Here is a 17,518-nt window from a genome sequence, read left to right on the forward strand (position 1 = left end):
TTGAAATGTGTTTACCGGCGGGCAAAGGCTCAGGGTCGATAAAGCGCCAGAAGTTCGTCCACCTTTTTACGTGTGCCGCCGTTGCTGCTAATGCTACGCCGCACTTTTACCTGAAAATGCTTCGCGGCTTTGTACCATTCGCGCGTATCAGGCGTGTCGTGATTCGAAATTAACACCGGAATTCTTTTGCTGACCAGCTTTTCCGCCATCTCAGCCAGACGAGCCTGCTCGGCCGGGCTGAAGCTATTGGTGTGGTAGGCGGTGAAATTTGCCGTGGCAGACAGCGGCGCGTAAGGCGGGTCGCAGTAGACCACCGAGTTTACGCCCGCCAGCTCCATGCACTCTTCATATGAGAGACAGTAGAACTCGGCATTCTGCGCTTTTTCAGCAAAGTGATACAGCTCGTCCTGCGGGAAATAGGGACGCTTATAGCGGCCAAACGGCACGTTAAACTCGCCACGCAGATTATACCGGCACAGACCGTTGTAGCCATGGCGGTTGAGATAAAGAAACAACAGCGCGCGACGGAACGGATCCTGGCTTTGATTAAACTCAGCGCGGAACTGATAGTAGACGTCCGGGTTGTTGTTCTCTGGCGTAAACAGCTTCCGTGCCTCTTCCACATACTCATCGGTACGCAGTTTGACGATGTTATAGAGGCTAATAAGGTCGCTGTTGATATCCGCCAGGATATAACGAGAAAAATCGGTATTCAGGAACACCGATCCAGCACCCACGAAGGGCTCGATAAGACACTCGCCTTTCGGCAGGTGCTTTTTAATATCGTCGAGCAGGGGGTATTTCCCCCCTGCCCATTTCAGAAAAGCGCGATTTTTTTTCATGCTGACTAACTGATTACACCTTCTCCGGCTGTGGAGAAAGCTCCGACAGCATCCTGCGCTTTAAACATTACTTCAGATCGGCCTGCACCTGATGAATCGGCTTCGCCCACGGGTTTTTCGCCTGCACGTCGGCTGGCAGCGTGGAAACGGCACGTTTTGCTTCATCTTTGGAAGCATAAATACCACTCACCAGCACATACCACGGTTGACCGTTACGGGTCGTCTGATAAACCACGTAGTTTTTCAGATTCGATTTCTTCGCCCAGGCGTTGAGGTTGTCATAGTTAGACGAACTGCTCAGCTGAAGGGTGTAGTTGCTGGAAGAGGCCGACTGCAAAGAACCCACGTTGCCCGTCGTTTTACCTGGCGAAGCGCCCGTTTTGGCTGCGGGAGCCGCAGGTGTTGTTGCAGCAGGTGTTGTTGCAGCAGGCGCCGCTGTGGTCGCCGTCGCTTTCGGAGCAGCGGTTGCTGCTGGCGTTGGCGCTTTAACCGGCTGGCTCACCGCAGGTTTTGTCTGCGCTGGCGCTTTCGTTTCTGGCGCTTTTGCCACGGCCTGTGGTTTCGTCTCACGCTTCGGCTCAATCACAGCCTGCTTACGCTCCTGGCGTGGTGCAGTCTGCGTCTGGCGCGGTTTGGTTTCCGTTGCCGCCGTCTGCTGCTGGGCATTGCTGCCATGAACTGGCGCAACGGTGGCTGGTTCAGTTGGCAGCGTGGAGTTCACCACGGCAGCGTTAACCTGTTCCTGATTCTGCGGCTGCATCAGCGCGTTGTTCAGATCGCCCTGAACCTCAACACGCTGCTGGCCTTCAGGCGTAGCTGGCGCCTGGCCCTGAGTCGGGGTAGAAGAGACAGGCGGCAGAGAGATATCCTGACCGGCGCTGGTGTTGCCTGCGGTCTGCTCTGCGGAAGTGGTGCCCGGCGCAGGCTGAGCGCCATTCGCCTGGTTGCTCGCATCGTTACCAGACAGGTCGATGCTCTTCTCGGCAGACGCGGTCTGCTCGGTAGAATGGGTAGAAGGGGCTTTTAGCGCGGAACCAATGCCGACAATCAGCAATACCAGCACCAGAACGCCAAGGCCCATCATGATGTACTGACGGGAGGCCGGTTTTGCCGCTACCGCTTTTTTACGCTTGCGCGGTCGACGTTCAACAGGCTGTTCATCCATTAACTCTTCTTCGGATTCAAACTCCTCGTCTTCACGCTCATTGCGCGCGTTGCGGCTACGCGAAGGGCGACGATCGTCTGCATCCAGATCGACATCGTCAAAGTTGATCTGCGGCTCGTTATCACGTTCTGAAGATTGACGAGAACGACCAGTACGACGATCGCTGGGATCGGGTTTCAGCTCGTCTTCTGGTTTGAATTCATCCATTTAACACCCCACTCAAAGGCTTCTGCCAACGACTCTGCATTAACCTGAAGCTAAAACGACCACCTGTTACAGCGGTCTGACCTTTCTAGTTGTTACGCTTGCTGACAATCAGCAATAGCGCCAAGTACGACTTCGTGCGGCACTCCGCCGCGCACTTCACTTTTCCCTATTGCAAGCGGGAGTACCAGACGCATCTCACCTGCTAATACTTTTTTATCGCGCATCATGTGGGGAAGGTACGCCTGCGCAGACATTTCCTGCGGACCACTTACCGGCAAGCCAGCACGTTTAAGCAACGCGATGATACGTGCTGTCTCTTCCGGCCTGAACTGCCCCAGACGTTCAGAGGCACGCGCCGCCATAACCATTCCGGCAGCGACAGCTTCACCGTGAAGCCAGTTACCGTAGCCCATTTCGGCTTCGATCGCATGACCAAACGTATGCCCCAGATTCAGTAAAGCACGTAAGCCGGTTTCACGCTCATCTGCGGCAACGACTTCTGCTTTCAGCTCACAACAACGGCGAATACAGTAGGCCATTGCCTGCCCGTCGAGGCGCAGCAGCGCATCCATATTCTCTTCCAGCCAGGTGAAGAACTCCCCGTCAAGAATAATGCCGTATTTGATCACTTCTGCAAGGCCGGACGCCAGTTCGCGCGCTGGCAAGGTTTTCAGACAGTCGAGATCCACCACCACCGAGGCGGGCTGGTAGAACGCGCCAATCATGTTTTTGCCGAGCGGATGGTTAACCGCCGTTTTACCGCCCACAGAAGAATCGACCTGTGAGAGCAACGTGGTTGGAATTTGAATAAAGCGCACGCCGCGCTGGTAGCTGGCGGCTGCAAAACCGGTCAGATCGCCCACAACGCCGCCGCCCAGGGCAAGCAGTGTTGTATCACGACCGTGCGGTTTTTGCAGAAGTGCGGTAAAGACGGTATCCAGTACCGTCAGGCTTTTGTACTGCTCGCCATCGGGCAGAATCACACTGTCGACCTTCACGCCCGCCTGCTCAAGCAGGTGACGTACACGGTCGAGATAAAGCGGAGCCAGCGTCTCGTTGGTGACCAGCATCGCCTGATCACCCGCTTTCAGTGGTAAGAAGGAAGCTGGGTCGTTAAACAAACCAGCCGCGATGGTGATAGGGTAACTACGTTCCCCGAGAGTAACTGTAATCCTCTCCATGACGCGACATCCACCTTAAATGCTTTTACCCGCAGGCGAGTGTATATATAGCCAGAATCAGTTGCTTTCCAGCATATGAATAATCTGGTTTGCAACCACTTTAGCGCTTTGATCGTCAGTACGAATGGTCACATCAGCAATCTCTTCGTACAGAGGATTGCGTTCATCGGCCAAAGCTTCCAGAACTTCACGTGGCGGTGTTTCAACCTGCAACAACGGGCGCTTTTTATCACGCTGCGTGCGTGCCAGCTGTTTTTCGATGGTCGTCTCAAGATAGACCACTACGCCACGGGCGGAGAGACGGTTGCGGGTTTCGCGAGATTTTACAGAGCCGCCGCCAGTTGCCAGCACAATGCCCTGTTTTTCCGTGAGTTCGTTGATCACTTTTTCTTCTCGGTCACGGAAACCTTCTTCGCCTTCTACGTCGAAGACCCAGCCCACATCCGCTCCGGTTCGTTTCTCAATCTCTTGATCAGAATCGTAAAATTCCATATTGAGTTGTTGAGCTAACTGACGCCCAATAGTGCTTTTGCCGGCACCCATAGGCCCAACCAGAAAGATATTGCGTTTCTCTGCCATTTTTTCGGTACTACTAAGACTATTCGTTAATGGTAATCCCCGCTGCGCAGACACCCGGCGTAGCAGGACATGAACTGAAACCTCATTTGCAATAGAGCGAGAGTCAGACGAAAAATTATCTCAATACTCCGGCTTGTTTGGCAACTGATTAAATCACCGTTCCCGGCGCATAAGGAAATAAGACGTAAGTCCAACTCAAATCGGTACTCCTTGTATGCTAATTCATGCCCCACGTCAAACATCTGCAACAAACTGAATGCAAAATCATTGCGGGGATCGTTACCCATTACTGAATACTGACCAGACGTGGCGTGATAAACACCACTAACTCGCGCCGTTCGTTATCTTTTCCGTCATGGCGGAACAGCTGACCCAGCCACGGAATGTTGCCCAGCACGGGCACGCTGTCGCGTCCGGTTTTATTCTTTTGCGAAAAGATCCCGCCCAGCGCGAGCGTTTCCCCACTTTTTACCTCAACCTGCGTTTCGATCTCCTGCTTATCGATCGCCAGCGTTTCGCCGTCTGCCTGTTGCAGCACCTGGCCGGGCATATTTTCACTGATATGCAATTTCAGGCGCACACGACCACCCGGCAGAACCACCGGCGTGACCTCCATGCCTAATACCGCTTCTTTAAATTCAACGGATGTCGCCCCGCTCTCGCCGCTGGAAACCTGATACGGAATTTCGCTGCCCTGCTTGATGCTGGCCGGCTGCATGTGCGATGCCAGCAGCCGCGGGCTGGCGATGATATCCACCTGCTGCTTTTGCTCAAGCGCCGACAACTCAAGATCCAGCATCCTGCCGTTGATGCGCCCGATGTTAAACCCTGCGTGGGTGGTCGCACTGGCCACCGACAGGTCCGCACCCAGCGTCGTGACCTGACCCACTTTACTGGCCTCCGTTGCGTCAGCGAGGTTCCATTTCACCCCCAGTTCACGCAGGCTTTTTTCACTGATGGTCACAATCTGCGCCGCCAGTTCCACCTGCTCGACGGGCAGATCCATCTGCACAGCCCAGCGCTGGAGCATATCCACCACCGTCTGGTTATCCCTGACCAGGAAACGGTTGGTGCGCTTGTCGACGGAGAGACTGCCTTTCGGGCTTAAGAGCTTTTCCGCCGCTTTTTGCAATTCGGCCGCATCCGCATAAGCAAACGGAATGCTGTGAGAGTGCAGCGGGGCGTCGAGCAGACGCTGGGCCCGCTCCTGCTCTTTACGCGTCTGTTGCTCCCGTTGCCAGGCCGCCGTATGCACATAAAAAATGCCGCCCTCTTCCCGCAATACCAGCCCGGCGCTGTTCACTACCGTCTGAAGCGCCTGCCTCCAGGGCACCCGCGTTAAATTCAGCGAAAGCGAACCGCTGACATCCGGCGACACCACCAGATTGCGATCCTCCTGCGCTACCAGCGCCTGTAATATTTGCACCACCGGGACATCATCCACCAGCAGGGTGACCGGTTTTGGCGTCGCGGCCCACAGGGGCTGGCTGAGTACCGCCAGTAACAGCCCTATCCTTATCTTCACTTTTTTTCGTTCCTTCTCGTTGCCATGTCCATCGCTTCGGCTCGCACATATCGCCGACATCAACGGTCAGTTGTTGTCTATCTATCGCGCTCACCCGCCAGCCTGTCGGTAACCGCATCTGCGTTTTTACCCGGTGCCAGCGTTTCTGCCCGTCCTGCATAAGGCCGATATCCCTGCTGCCGCTGACTATCCCCTGATACCGCCACTGGCTGAGCTGCCCGGCTGCGCAACGCTCTTCCGGCACAGAGAAGGGATCCCGCATCCCGGTCAGGAAAAGCGGAGAAAGCAGGATGACTAAACGGGCTTTACTGCGCATGACCGATCTCCAGTTGCAGGCTGAGGCGTAACTGTTTGCCCTGTGGGATGATGGAAAACGCACTCACCCGCACGTTCTCAAGCGCCAGCCGGGAAAAGAGCGCCGGAACCGCGCCCCATGAGGCATCCAGCGCCAGCTCTCCCCCACTCTGCTGCGGCTTCCAGTACACCAGTCTTGCGTCCTCACGCTGAAATGCCAGGGGAGAAAAGGGCCGCGAGGGCGTCACTTGCGTAAACACTGCTTGCCGTCCGGCCTCTGGCCACAGCGAGGCGTTGATTCGCTTCGCACTGATGGCCTGCGCCTGAACATCGGCGTAACGCAGAGCAGCGGGCCTGAGCAGCAGTCCCCAAATTGCCCACGCAACAAGCCCCGACGCGATCAACCAGCAAAGGACGCGCCGGGAAGGACGTGCATCAGCCCAGCGTTGATACCAGATACCCACCGGCTACCTCCGGCTATGCAGTTTAAAAGAGAACATCCATCGCCCCAGGCTATCCTGTTGCAGTTCGCCTGCCGGTCCGGGGTTAAATCCCGTCACCCTTTTCAGCGCATCGGTCATGGCTGCGAGCGCTGGCAGTGAAGTGGTATAGCCGGTCAGGGTCAGCGAGGGTGGCTGATAACGCAGCGCCGTCAGCCACGCCTGCCGGGGCATTGCGCTGGCAAGCGATTCCAGCGCGGGTTGCCAGGCCGGATCAGACGGCGGCGAAGGGGTTTTCAGCCCCGCTGACTGCGGCTGACGGGCTCTCAATACTTTCTGCACTGCCCGTGTCCCCGCCAGTTCGCTCTGCAACGCCTGTAACGCGAGAGACTGCGTCGCCCGCAGGCTGATACCACCCGCCAGCATCACCAGCAATGAGGCGGCAAACAGCATCCCCCAGAAACGCAGGCGCTGATTACGTTGCTGCCGACGCCAGGGTAAAAGATTGGGCATGCTCATTACGGCGCCTCGCTCATGGCCAGCGCCAGGGCGACGGTGTAATCAGCACCGCATTCCGGCAGCGGCGGCTGGCACAGCGTCACCGCTTCCCAGGGATCGCGGGCAGCATCAAACACGGCGATATCAGAAGAAGAAAGCGCAAGCAGCGCCGCCAGTTCATTCACCGTCGCCGCTTCTGTGGTGTAGCGCCGCCCCCACTGGTGACGCATCGCCCATAGCCACTGGTGTTGATCTCTCCAGGCGACGCACCGGGCGGGGGCAACAGCAGAGAGAAGATTAGCCAGCGCGCCGGCATCCGGGGCGATTGCTGCCAGACGCAAACGCAGCGCGTTCGCCAGCGTCAACAGGGTATCGACCTCTCTGTTTTGCGCTGCGGTAACCTGAAAAGTGTTGCTGAACGTATCCTGCGCGTAGTCAAAGCAGAGCGTATCGGCGGGCATCTCCAGCTCACGCGCTAATGCGGCGCCTACCCAGGTGAGCTGTTCGCTGTCACGCAAGGTAACGGATGGACGGGGCAACGCGCGTTGCAGAACGCGCGTTGCCGGAAATGAGAGGAATACCCGATGCGAGTGCGGCAATGTTTTCCGCCAGCCACGTAATGCGTTAACCAGCTCTTCTGGCTTAAGTATTTTGCCTTCCCCGATAACGCCGTCCGACAGCGGCACCGCCCACCAGCGCCGTAAACGCCATCCGGCCCGCTCTCTGGTCAGCGCTACCGCAACCACCTTATCCTGTTGAATATGAACACCTGTTTGCCACGTTTTAAAAGCCATGCTTCACGATCTCCTTATCGCCCGTCGGAGTGACGGCTATATCAATGAATCAGGCTTGCCTTTATACTACCGCGCGATTGTTTAGAAACTGCCCAGGCTAAACCAAATGGGAAATCTCCGGTGAAGTTCGTAAAGTATTTATTGATCCTTGCAGTCTGTTGCATTCTGCTGGGAGCAGGCTCGATTATTGGTTTGTACAAATATGTCGAGCCGCAACTCCCTGATGTCGCCACGCTTCGTGATGTGCGGCTTCAGATCCCTATGCAGGTCTATAGCGCCGATGGTGAACTGATGGCGCAATACGGCGAGAAACGTCGTATCCCTTTGACCTTAAATCAAATCCCACCCGTGATGGTGAAAGCTTTTATCGCCACCGAGGACAGCCGTTTTTACGAGCACCACGGTGTCGATCCGGTCGGTATTTTCCGTGCGGCAAGCGTGGCGCTGTTCTCCGGTCATGCCTCTCAGGGGGCAAGTACCATTACCCAGCAGCTGGCGCGTAACTTCTTCCTCAGCCCGGAAAAGACGCTGATGCGTAAGATCAAAGAGGTGTTCCTCGCGATCCGCATTGAGCAACTGCTGAGCAAAGACGAGATCCTTGAGCTTTACCTCAACAAGATCTATCTGGGCTACCGCGCCTATGGCGTAGGGGCTGCGGCTCAGGTCTATTTTGGTAAGCCGATCGATCAGCTCACGCTGAGCGAAATGGCGACCATTGCCGGCCTGCCAAAAGCGCCATCCACCTTTAACCCGCTCTACTCGCTGGACCGCGCCACCGCGCGCCGTAACGTGGTGCTGTCGCGTATGTTGAGCGAAGGCTACATCAGTCAGTCTGAGTACGATAAGGCGCGCAGCGACGTTATTGACGCCAATTACCATGCGCCGGAAATCGCCTTCTCTGCACCGTATCTCACTGAAATGGTTCGCCAGGAGATGGTGAGTCGCTACGGTGATAAAGCGTATGAAGATGGTTATCGCGTCTATACCACCGTGACCCGCAAAGTGCAGCAGGCTGCCCAGCAGGCGGTGCGTAATAACGTGATGGATTACGATATGCGTCACGGCTATCGCGGCCCGTCCAACGTGCTGTGGAAAGTGGGGGAAGGCGCATGGGACAGTAAAAAAATCACTGATTCCCTGAAAGCGCTGCCGACCTATGGCCCGCTGCGTCCGGCTGTCGTCACCCAGGCCGATCCACAGGAAGCGGTGGCGATGATGGCCGATGGCACATCCGTTTCGCTGCGCATGGAGGGTGTCCGCTGGGCGCGTCCGTACCGCTCTGACACTCTTCAGGGCCCGACGCCACGTAAAGTGACCGATGTGGTACAAACCGGACAACAAATCTGGGTCCGTCAGGTCGGTGATGCCTGGTGGCTGGCGCAGGTGCCGGACGTCAACTCTGCGCTGGTCTCCATCAATCCGCAGAACGGTGCCGTGATGGCGCTGGTTGGCGGGTTCGATTTCAACCAGAGCAAATTTAACCGCGCGACCCAGGCACTGCGTCAGGTTGGTTCGAACATCAAACCGTTCCTGTATACCGCGGCGATGGATAAGGGGCTGACGCTCGCCAGCATTCTCAACGACGTGCCAATTTCCCGCTGGGATGCCGGTGCGGGCTCTGACTGGCAGCCGAAGAACTCTCCGGCGCAATACGCTGGCCCTATCCGTCTGCGTCAGGGCCTTGGCCAGTCGAAGAACGTGGTCATGGTTCGCGCGATGCGTGCGATGGGCGTTGATTATGCGGCAGAGTATCTGCAACGCTTCGGCTTCCCGGCGCAAAACATTGTTCATACCGAATCTCTGGCGCTCGGCTCCGCGTCCTTTACGCCGCTCCAGGTCGCTCGTGGCTACTCGGTGATGGCGAACGGGGGATTCCTGGTCGATCCGTATTTCATCAGCAAAATCGAGAACGATCAGGGCGGCGTACTGTTTGAAGCGAAACCGAAAATTGCCTGCCCTGAATGCGATATTCCGGTGATTTACGGCGACACGCCAAAATCCAATGTCCTGGAAAACAAGGATATGGAAGATGTGGCGATCTCTCAGGAACGTCAGAATCTGGCGGTGCCGCAGCCTCAGCTGGAACAGGCCAATCAGGCGCTGGTCGCCCAGAGTGGCGCGCAGGAGTACGCCCCGCACGTGATCAGCACGCCGCTGTCGTTCCTGATTAAGAGCGCACTGAACACCAACATCTTTGGCGAACCGGGCTGGCAAGGCACCGGCTGGCGAGCGGGCCGCGATTTGCAGCGCCACGACATCGGCGGCAAAACCGGGACAACCAACAGTTCAAAAGATGCCTGGTTCTCAGGTTATGGCCCGGGCGTTGTCACCTCGGTCTGGATTGGTTTTGACGATCACCGCCGCACTCTGGGGCGCACAACCGCCTCTGGCGCGATTAAAGATCAGATTTCCGGTTATGAGGGTGGGGCTAAGAGTGCGCAACCGGCGTGGGATGCTTACATGAAGGCCGCTCTCGAGGGCGTGCCGGAGCAGCCGCTAACGCCTCCGCCGGGCATTGTCACGATCAATATTGACCGCAGCACTGGACAGCTCGCGAATGGCGGCAACAGCCGTGCCGAGTATTTCATCGAGGGTACGCAGCCAACCACGCAGGCAGTGCATGAGGTGGGTACAGAGATCATTGATAACGGCGAGACGCACGAGCTGTTCTGACGCCGACAAAAAAGCCGGGTGGCGACTACGCCTGACCCGGCCTACAACGTCAATGCAAAACGGCAACCTTCGGTTGCCGTTTTTAATGGTGGCGCTACAAACGCCCCTGCCCCTTCAGCCACTCTCGTACCAGGAACAGTGCGCTCACGTTGCGTGCCTCGTTAAAGTCAGGATCTTCCAGCAAATCCATCAGATGAGCCAGCGGCCAGCGAACCTGCGGCAGCGGTTCCGGCTCGTCTCCTTCCAGCGATTCAGGATAGAGATCTTCCGCGACAACGATGTTCATTTTGCTGGAAAAATAGGACGGCGCCATGCTCAGCTTTTTAAGGAACGTCAGCTCTTTCGCGCCAAAGCCGACCTCTTCTTTCAGCTCCCGGTTTGCCGCTTCAAACACCGTTTCGCCCGGATCGATCAGTCCTTTGGAGAAGCCCAGCTCGTAGGATTCTGTGCCCACAGCGTATTCACGAATGAGGATCAGATGCTCGTCGACGATAGGCACTATCATCACCGCTTCACGCGAGGAGGGGCGCATACGCTCATAAACACGACGCACACCGTTGCTGAACTCCAGATCCACGCTTTCGACATTAAACAGACGCGATTTCGCGACGGTTTCAACATTCAGAATGGTGGGCTTTTGTAAGGGTTTGGTCATCTTGACGGGTCTTTGCTGGGTGAACTGGCTTTATTGTGCGATACGCCGCACGGTTTCGGCAATGTCAATTGCTCTTTATTTACATTTATGCAACGTAAATGAATGCGATTCTCATTTCAAAACAAATGTCAAGAGGTTGAAATGTTTCCAGGAATTTGCTGATATCGCGCCGGAACAGGCTTTGTTATCATTATCGGTCACTGGGATGCGCGTCAACATGCTCAAGTTAGACTCCATACTTGCCGATAGCCGACCACAGAATCTCATTCATTGTACAAAAGGTGCGACTGACAACACCTGTAAGAAGATAAGTAAGATGGGGAAAGCATGAGCACCATTTTGATTTTTCTCGCTGCTGTGCTGGCCTGCGCGTCGATTGCGGTGTGGGTATTCAGGCGCCGCGTACATCGCCGTTATCGGCTGCCCTTTTTAAACGCGTTCGCCGGGGCAAACACGCGCAAGCTTTCGCCAGAGGAACGCAACACCGTTGAGCAGTATCTCGACACGCTGAACCGATCCCGGCTTTCGCCTGGCCCTACCGGCGCCAGCACCGCCCCCGTATCGCTCAACCTTAACGCCCAAAGCGACACCGTTCTGTGCGTGACGCGCTCCATTACCCGCTATGGCATCACAACCGACGATCCCAACAAATGGCGTTACTATCTCGACTCTGTTGAAGTACACCTGCCTCCCTTCTGGGAACAGTATATTAACGACGAAAACAGCGTCGAGCTCATCCATACCGATACGCTGCCGCTGGTTATCTCCCTTAATGGTCATACTCTGAGCGAATATGTTCAGGAAGCGCCACGCTTTGCGCTGGAACGCGCGAGCGGAACGCAGGCCTCTATTCGTGGTGAAGAGACAGAGCAGATTGAACTGCTCAACATCCGCCAGGAAACGCATGAAGAGTACGTCCTGAGCCGCCCGGATGGCATTCGCGAAGCGGTGCTGATTGTCGCCTCGTTCCTGCTCTTTTTCATCTGCCTGCTGACGCCGGACGTGTTTGTTCCGTGGCTCGCGGGTGGCGCAGTACTGCTTCTGACCGCCGGGCTGTGGGGCATATTTGCTCCGCCGGCAAAAACGTCATTACGCGAAATTCACTGCCTGCGCGGAACCCCAAAACGCTGGGGACTGTTCGGTGAGAACGATCAGGAACATATCAACAATATCTCGCTCGGGATCATCGATCTTATCTATCCGCGCCACTGGCAGCCGTGGATTGCGCAGGACCTGGGCCACAAAACGGATATTGATATCTATCTCGACCGCCACGTTGTACGCCAGGGACGTTACTTATCCCTGCACGACGAAGTAAAAAACTTCCCGCTTCAGCACTGGCTTCGCAGCGCGGTGATTGCCGGTGGCGCCGCGTTAATCTTCCTCATGCTGCTGCTTTTCGTGCCGCTGGATATGCCAATTAAATTTACCCTGTCATGGATTAAAGGGGCGCAAACCGTGGAAGCCACCAGCGTACAGCAGCTCGAAGAAGCGGGTGTACGCGTGGGGGATACGTTGCGGCTGAAAGGCACCGGGATGTGTAATATCCACTCACCGGGTGCCTGGAACACGCGCCAGAACTCGCCGTTCGCGCCGTTCGACTGCTCTCAGATCATCTGGAATGACGCCTCTCCGCTGCCGCTGCCGGAATCGGATGTGGTCAATAAGGCCACTGCGCTCACCCAGACGATTAATCGCCAGCTCCATCCAAAACCGGATGATGATTCTCGCGTCAGCCCTGCCCTGCGTTCGGCTATTCAGAAGTCGGGCATGGTGCTGCTGGATGACTTTGGCGAAATCGTCCTGAAAACCGAGGATCTCTGTTCCGCCCAGGATGACTGTATCCGGCTGAAGAACGCGCTCGTCAACCTCGGCAACAGCAAAGACTGGGACGCGCTGGTGAAACGCGCCGAAGCGGGACGCCTGGACGGTGTGAACGTGCTTCTGCGTCCGGTCAGCGCCGAGTCGCTGGATAATCTGGTGGCGACCTCTACCGCCCCCTTCGTGATGCGTGAAACCACCCGTGCCGCCCAGGCGCTTAACAGCCCGGCGCCGGGCGGTTTTGTGATTGCCAGCGATGAAGGCAGCGACCTGGTGGATCAACCTTATCCGCAGGTTTCGCTGTATGACTATCCTGCCCAGGAGCAGTGGAGCGAATTCCAGCGTCTGGCGCAGATGCTGATGCAGACGCCATTCAGCGCGGAAGGGATCGTCACCACCCTCTTCACCGACGCCAACGGCACGCGTCATATTGGCCTGCACCGTATGCCGGATAGCGCTGGCCTGTGGCGCTATATAGGGACATCCCTGCTGCTGATTGCGATGCTGGCGTGCATCGTCTGGAACGGTTATCAGGCCGTACGCCGCTATCAGCGTTCCCGCACGCGGCTGGCAGAAATCCAGGCCTACTACGAAAATTGCCTTAACCCGAAACTGATCTCCTCTTCTGAGAGCCTGATCGGATAACGTCCCTGCGCGACAAGTTGTGCTACCCTGTCGCGCACGTTTCTTCTGGCTGGAGTTCCCCCTTATGCATCTTGATATCGACTGGCAGGCGGTCGATACCGTCCTGCTTGATATGGACGGCACGCTGCTTGATCTCGCCTTTGATAACTATTTCTGGCAAAAGCTGGTCCCGGAAACTTACGGTGAACAGCAGGGGATCTCCCCGGCGGAAGCGCAGGAATTCATTCGTTCGCAATATAGCGCGGTGCAGCATACGCTAAACTGGTACTGTCTTGACTACTGGAGCGAGCGACTCGGTTTGGATATTTGTGCCATGACCACCGCCCAGGGCGCACGCGCCGTACTGCGCGACGATACGGTCCCGTTCCTGGACGCGCTGAAGGCCTGCGGTAAGCGCCGTATTTTGCTGACAAATGCGCATCCCCATAACCTGGCCGTGAAGCTGGAGCATACCGGGCTTGCTTCACACCTTGATTTATTGCTTTCCACCCACACATTTGGTTATCCGAAAGAGGATCAGCGGTTGTGGCATGCCGTGGTGGAAGAGACCGGTTTACAGCCGGAACGCACGCTGTTCATTGACGACAGCGAGCCGATTCTGGATTCTGCGGCCGCTTTTGGCATTCGCTATTGTCTGGGCGTGACCAATCCGGATTCCGGCCTGGCTGAAAAAAGCTATCTGCGACATCCGGGGCTGAACGACTATCGCCGGATGATCCCCTCACTCACCGTGAAGGAGACGCCATGAAAGAAAAACCCTCTGATGGGGTAAGACTGGATAAATGGCTGTGGGCCGCCCGTTTTTACAAAACGCGCGCCCTTGCCCGTGAAATGGTTGACGGCGGAAAGGTGCATTACAACGGTCAGCGCAGCAAACCGAGCAAGCTGGTTGAACTGAATGCCACGTTAACGCTTCGCCAGGGCAACGATGAGAAAACGGTGGTGGTGAAAGCCATTACCGAACAACGGCGGCCCGCAACCGAAGCCGTTTTGCTGTATGAAGAGACGGCCGAAAGCATAGAGAAGCGCGAGAAAACCGCGCTGGCGCGCAAAATGAACGCGCTAACTATGCCTCACCCGGACCGGCGACCGGATAAAAAAGAGCGCCGCGATCTGATGAAATTTAAACACGGTGAGAGCGAGTAACCCTCACCTGCACGAGAGATGAAAATGGCCCAACACGACCAATTACACCGCTATCTGTTTGAACAATTCGCCGTGCGCGGCGAGCTGGTCACCGTATCCGAAACCTGGAAACAGATTCTGGAAAACCACAACTACCCGCTGCCGGTGAAAACCCTGTTGGGCGAACTGCTTGTTGCCACCAGCCTGCTGACCGCCACGCTGAAGTTCGCTGGCGATATTACCGTTCAGTTGCAGGGTGATGGCCCGATGTCGCTGGCGGTGATCAACGGTAATAACCAGCAGCAAATGCGCGGCGTGGCGCGCGTTCAGGGCGATATCCCTGAAAATGCGGATCTGAAAACGCTGGTCGGAAATGGCTACCTGGTTATCACGATTTCGCCTGAAGAGGGTGAGCGCTATCAGGGCGTTGTCGGTCTGGAAGGCGATACGCTTGCCGCCTGCCTGGAAGATTACTTCATGCGTTCCGAACAGCTGCCAACCCGTCTGTTCATCCGCACCGGTGAAGTGGATGGTCAGCCTGCTGCCGGTGGTATGCTGCTTCAGGTTCTGCCTGCGCAGGATGCGCAGACCAATGATTTCGAGCATCTGGCAACGCTGACGGAAACCATCAAAGCGGAAGAGCTGTTCACCCTGTCGGCGACCGACGTGCTGTGGCGTCTGTACCACGAAGAAGAAGTGACGGTTTACGATCCGCAGGATGTGGAATTTAAGTGCACCTGCTCCCGCGAGCGTTGTGCCGGCGCCCTGAAAACGCTGCCGGATGAAGAGATCGACAGCATCATGGCGGAAGACGGTGAAATCGATATGCACTGTGACTACTGCGGTACGCACTACGTGTTCAATTCGATGGATATCGCGGAGATCCGCAATAACGCCTCTCCGGCGGATCCGCAGGTTCACTAAGCTCTGAGCCTGATGCCCGGCGGCGCTATGCTCGCACGGGCCTACAATGAATTGTGCAATTTTTTGATATGATTGCTAATTGTAGGCCGGGTAAGCGTAGCGCCACCCGGCAAGAAAAAGCACTAACGCCACTGCGCATTATTGTAACTGTCGTAGCTCATATCGACACGCTCCCCAAAAATCTCAATATCCGCCCAGGGCTTCACGACAGATTTCACTTTCCTCTGCCTTAATGCGCGGTCAAGTTCTCCTCTGGTCAATGCCTCCGGCATTTTCCACGCGTCCCCGGCGATCCTCCAGCCCGTGTTAGTTTGTGTGTAAGCCACGATCGTGCGATCGGTAAATTGAAATAGCACGGCTTCCGGCTTGCCGTCGCTGTTAAGATCCAGCGGCATAAGTAAACAGTTACTCTGGGCGCTATCGCAGCTCTCGAAGCGATACTGATTGCTGAGCATGGCTTGCCACAATGTCTTATCAGGATGAGCCATTCCCGGTGCGAGCTGGACCTGTTTTTCCAGCATCGCGGCGGTCATCTTACCTGCTCCGCCAGCATTCCTGGAGAGAAGACCATTTATTTCACGCTGGCGTTTTGGGTTAGAGATAAACTGCGGATCGTTTTGCAGCGTGAGCATCGCCTCCCGCCCCTTTCGTCCAGCGTTACTGAGCATATACAGGCTGACTTGATCCGCAGTTATTCTGCCGTCCTGATAGCGGGCCATATGGCTTGCAACACTTATTCGCCACGGATCCAGCACGGGGGTATGGACCAACGCCAGGAAAATGAGGGAAAGCAGCCCGGTCGCCGGGATGACGTACGCATGGATCTTCTGCGGTTCACGGCGCTGAATCAGAGCGCTGGCGCAAAAACCGATCGCCCAGACCAGCGCCACGATGGTTATCAATACCCCGTACAGACGCTCGGGTGACCAGCCGTATTGCGAAATGCGTAGCCACAGCGCCCACCCCGCCAGAACCGGATACGCGGGTACGATAGCCACAGCGAGGCGAATCATCCCTCGCAGCGGGGCATAGTAAGGCAGTGTTTGACGCTGTGGATGCCACACTATCGTCACCAGGAATAACAGCAGCAGCGCTAAGGTGGTCAGCAAGCCCGCGGCGGATATTCTGGCTGAAATGGATTCAAAGCCGACAAAAGGCAACGCGCCAATAAAGAGCAGCGCCAGCGCCGCCATCAGGGGAAGCAGACCGGTGGCGATGAGGGTCAGCAGATTTTGCAGGGCAAAGATTAACCTTACCTGCATGCGCGTGAGCACGGCCGCACTGGCTGAAACCACGCCAATCGCCACTGAAATAAATCCGTCAGAATGAAAGAAAAGCCGATCAAAAAAGCCGATGCCGATAAGTTCGAAAAGCTCGGCCCAGAGGAAAAGCACCAGCCAGAAGAGACCATTCGAAACAAAAATAATGAGCAGTGTCAGCGCGTTATGCCAGTTTCGTTGATAAAAGTCGCTGTAGAACGAGGTAGTCGGGACGGGATCCAGACGCCGCTGAAGCCATGGCAACACGAACAGCGTCATCAGCAGCAGATGAAAGCCGAAAACGAGCATCTCATCTCTGAGATTCCAGCTTTCGAGTCCTGCAACGCTCCACTTAAGCCAGCCGCCCATACCCGCGACTGCCGCGCCGATCATCCCGAGTGACAGCCACAAAAATGGCTTTCTGAATGACGTCATGGCAAGAGACAACGTGGTTGTCATTACCACGGTGGCAGGTACTACACACATCAGCCACAGCGTATCCGATGGCAATTTTGCGTACTCGATATACCACGTGATTACATAGCAAATTACGCCCTGTAGAGCCCCCGCCAGCACGACGGCTACGCGCGTTAAAGCGGATAACGTCTCACGGTTTTCCATTTCTCATCCCTTGTTCATGAAAATCTATTGTCTCATCAAAGCAAAACTCTGGCCCCCACCTCAAACTCTGAAAATAGCTGACCCAAGAGACCTGAATCGTTTTCCCAGTGTAACCCTTACGTAATTTTCTTACATGTATGCGATTACATTCACATTCTTCTGGATAAATTCACCAGAGATTAACCTTTTAAGAACATTTTCCCCATCCAAAAAGCGATTCCTGCGATAATCTGCCCGCCCTGTGACTGGAGTCGCAGCGTTTTCCGTTAG

Annotated in this window: 16 protein-coding genes; 5 read left to right on the forward strand and 11 right to left on the reverse strand. The window is 56.0% G+C overall.

Going from position 1 to position 17,518, the window contains the following annotated elements; all coding sequences use genetic code 11:
• Positions 1–29 precede the first annotated feature (29 nt).
• From dam to pilM, 9 genes are all read right to left on the reverse strand, one after another.
• Positions 30–842 (reverse strand): adenine-specific DNA-methyltransferase, encoded by an 813-nt coding sequence (gene dam / locus DD597_RS21365; protein ID WP_003861633.1) that lies wholly within the window; start codon positions 840–842, stop codon positions 30–32.
• Between the two features lie 67 nt (positions 843–909).
• The gene (damX, locus tag DD597_RS21370) at positions 910–2,214 is read right to left on the reverse strand and encodes a cell division protein DamX (RefSeq protein WP_003861632.1); all 1,305 of its coding nucleotides are present in this window, start codon (positions 2,212–2,214) and stop codon (positions 910–912) included.
• Positions 2,215–2,306: 92 nt separating this feature from the next.
• The gene (aroB, locus tag DD597_RS21375; RefSeq protein ID WP_003861631.1) at positions 2,307–3,395 is read right to left on the reverse strand and encodes a 3-dehydroquinate synthase; all 1,089 of its coding nucleotides are present in this window, start codon (positions 3,393–3,395) and stop codon (positions 2,307–2,309) included.
• A gap of 57 nt (positions 3,396–3,452) precedes the next feature.
• On the reverse strand, positions 3,453–3,974 hold the full coding sequence (gene aroK / locus DD597_RS21380; protein ID WP_003861630.1) for a shikimate kinase AroK: 522 nt from the start codon (positions 3,972–3,974) through the stop codon (positions 3,453–3,455).
• Positions 3,975–4,260: 286 nt separating this feature from the next.
• Positions 4,261–5,499: a DNA uptake porin HofQ gene (hofQ, locus tag DD597_RS21390; RefSeq protein ID WP_023314949.1), complete on the reverse strand. Its 1,239-nt coding sequence runs from the start codon at positions 5,497–5,499 to the stop codon at positions 4,261–4,263.
• On the reverse strand, positions 5,411–5,815 hold the full coding sequence (locus tag DD597_RS21395) for a HofP DNA utilization family protein (protein WP_003861627.1): 405 nt from the start codon (positions 5,813–5,815) through the stop codon (positions 5,411–5,413). The genes hofQ and DD597_RS21395 overlap by 89 nt, the downstream gene beginning before the upstream one ends.
• Positions 5,805–5,984, reverse strand: coding sequence for a hypothetical protein (locus DD597_RS25235; RefSeq protein ID WP_022651950.1), 180 nt, complete (start codon positions 5,982–5,984; stop codon positions 5,805–5,807). Before DD597_RS25235 ends, DD597_RS21395 begins: the two co-directional genes overlap by 11 nt.
• A gap of 276 nt (positions 5,985–6,260) precedes the next feature.
• The gene (locus tag DD597_RS21405) at positions 6,261–6,752 is read right to left on the reverse strand and encodes a PilN domain-containing protein (RefSeq protein WP_045330075.1); all 492 of its coding nucleotides are present in this window, start codon (positions 6,750–6,752) and stop codon (positions 6,261–6,263) included.
• Entirely contained in the window at positions 6,752–7,525 is a 774-nt protein-coding gene (gene pilM, locus DD597_RS21410) for a pilus assembly protein PilM (RefSeq protein WP_023314952.1), read from the reverse strand. Before pilM ends, DD597_RS21405 begins: the two co-directional genes overlap by 1 nt.
• A gap of 120 nt (positions 7,526–7,645) precedes the next feature.
• Between pilM and mrcA the strand changes: the two genes are divergently transcribed.
• A complete protein-coding gene (gene mrcA, locus DD597_RS21415; protein ID WP_003861623.1) occupies positions 7,646–10,198 on the forward strand; it encodes a peptidoglycan glycosyltransferase/peptidoglycan DD-transpeptidase MrcA in 2,553 nt (850 codons plus the stop codon).
• A gap of 94 nt (positions 10,199–10,292) precedes the next feature.
• Here the strand turns inward: mrcA and nudE are convergent, their stop codons facing one another.
• Complete coding sequence (nudE, locus tag DD597_RS21420) at positions 10,293–10,853, reverse strand: ADP compounds hydrolase NudE (RefSeq protein WP_003861622.1); 561 nt, start codon at positions 10,851–10,853, stop codon at positions 10,293–10,295.
• Between the two features lie 327 nt (positions 10,854–11,180).
• On the opposite strand from nudE, the gene DD597_RS21430 reads away from it, so the two are divergent.
• From DD597_RS21430 to hslO, 4 genes are all read left to right on the forward strand, one after another.
• A complete protein-coding gene (locus tag DD597_RS21430; RefSeq protein WP_129256570.1) occupies positions 11,181–13,319 on the forward strand; it encodes an intracellular growth attenuator family protein in 2,139 nt (712 codons plus the stop codon).
• 64 nt (positions 13,320–13,383) lie between these two features.
• Positions 13,384–14,067: a GMP/IMP nucleotidase gene (yrfG, locus tag DD597_RS21435; RefSeq protein ID WP_006812237.1), complete on the forward strand. Its 684-nt coding sequence runs from the start codon at positions 13,384–13,386 to the stop codon at positions 14,065–14,067.
• Complete coding sequence (gene hslR, locus DD597_RS21440; RefSeq protein ID WP_003861618.1) at positions 14,064–14,465, forward strand: ribosome-associated heat shock protein Hsp15; 402 nt, start codon at positions 14,064–14,066, stop codon at positions 14,463–14,465. Before yrfG ends, hslR begins: the two co-directional genes overlap by 4 nt.
• Before the next feature lie 24 nt (positions 14,466–14,489).
• The gene (gene hslO / locus DD597_RS21445) at positions 14,490–15,368 is read left to right on the forward strand and encodes an Hsp33 family molecular chaperone HslO (protein WP_023304550.1); all 879 of its coding nucleotides are present in this window, start codon (positions 14,490–14,492) and stop codon (positions 15,366–15,368) included.
• 122 nt (positions 15,369–15,490) lie between these two features.
• On the opposite strand, the gene DD597_RS21450 is transcribed toward hslO, so the two are convergent.
• A complete protein-coding gene (locus DD597_RS21450) occupies positions 15,491–17,248 on the reverse strand; it encodes a DUF4153 domain-containing protein (RefSeq protein WP_048209891.1) in 1,758 nt (585 codons plus the stop codon).
• Positions 17,249–17,518: the final 270 nt, after the last annotated feature.

It is taken from the genome of Enterobacter cloacae complex sp. 677-3DZ2D5B, from assembly GCF_004136695.1.
Taxonomy (GTDB): domain Bacteria; phylum Pseudomonadota; class Gammaproteobacteria; order Enterobacterales; family Enterobacteriaceae; genus Enterobacter; species Enterobacter hormaechei_C.

What these genes read in the sequence shown, in the direction of transcription:
- dam (WP_003861633.1), bottom strand. Translation starts at nt 842, where the DNA reads ATGAAAAAAAATCGCGCTTTTCTGAAATGGGCAGGGGGGAAATACCCC.
- damX (WP_003861632.1), bottom strand. Translation starts at nt 2,214, where the DNA reads ATGGATGAATTCAAACCAGAAGACGAGCTGAAACCCGATCCCAGCGAT.
- aroB (WP_003861631.1), bottom strand. Translation starts at nt 3,395, where the DNA reads ATGGAGAGGATTACAGTTACTCTCGGGGAACGTAGTTACCCTATCACC.
- aroK (WP_003861630.1), bottom strand. Translation starts at nt 3,974, where the DNA reads ATGGCAGAGAAACGCAATATCTTTCTGGTTGGGCCTATGGGTGCCGGC.
- DD597_RS21395 (WP_003861627.1), bottom strand. Translation starts at nt 5,815, where the DNA reads ATGCGCAGTAAAGCCCGTTTAGTCATCCTGCTTTCTCCGCTTTTCCTG.
- DD597_RS21405 (WP_045330075.1), bottom strand. Translation starts at nt 6,752, where the DNA reads ATGAGCATGCCCAATCTTTTACCCTGGCGTCGGCAGCAACGTAATCAG.
- pilM (WP_023314952.1), bottom strand. Translation starts at nt 7,525, where the DNA reads ATGGCTTTTAAAACGTGGCAAACAGGTGTTCATATTCAACAGGATAAG.
- nudE (WP_003861622.1), bottom strand. Translation starts at nt 10,853, where the DNA reads ATGACCAAACCCTTACAAAAGCCCACCATTCTGAATGTTGAAACCGTC.
- DD597_RS21430 (WP_129256570.1), top strand. Translation starts at nt 11,181, where the DNA reads ATGAGCACCATTTTGATTTTTCTCGCTGCTGTGCTGGCCTGCGCGTCG.
- yrfG (WP_006812237.1), top strand. Translation starts at nt 13,384, where the DNA reads ATGCATCTTGATATCGACTGGCAGGCGGTCGATACCGTCCTGCTTGAT.
- hslR (WP_003861618.1), top strand. Translation starts at nt 14,064, where the DNA reads ATGAAAGAAAAACCCTCTGATGGGGTAAGACTGGATAAATGGCTGTGG.
- hslO (WP_023304550.1), top strand. Translation starts at nt 14,490, where the DNA reads ATGGCCCAACACGACCAATTACACCGCTATCTGTTTGAACAATTCGCC.
- DD597_RS21450 (WP_048209891.1), bottom strand. Translation starts at nt 17,248, where the DNA reads ATGGAAAACCGTGAGACGTTATCCGCTTTAACGCGCGTAGCCGTCGTG.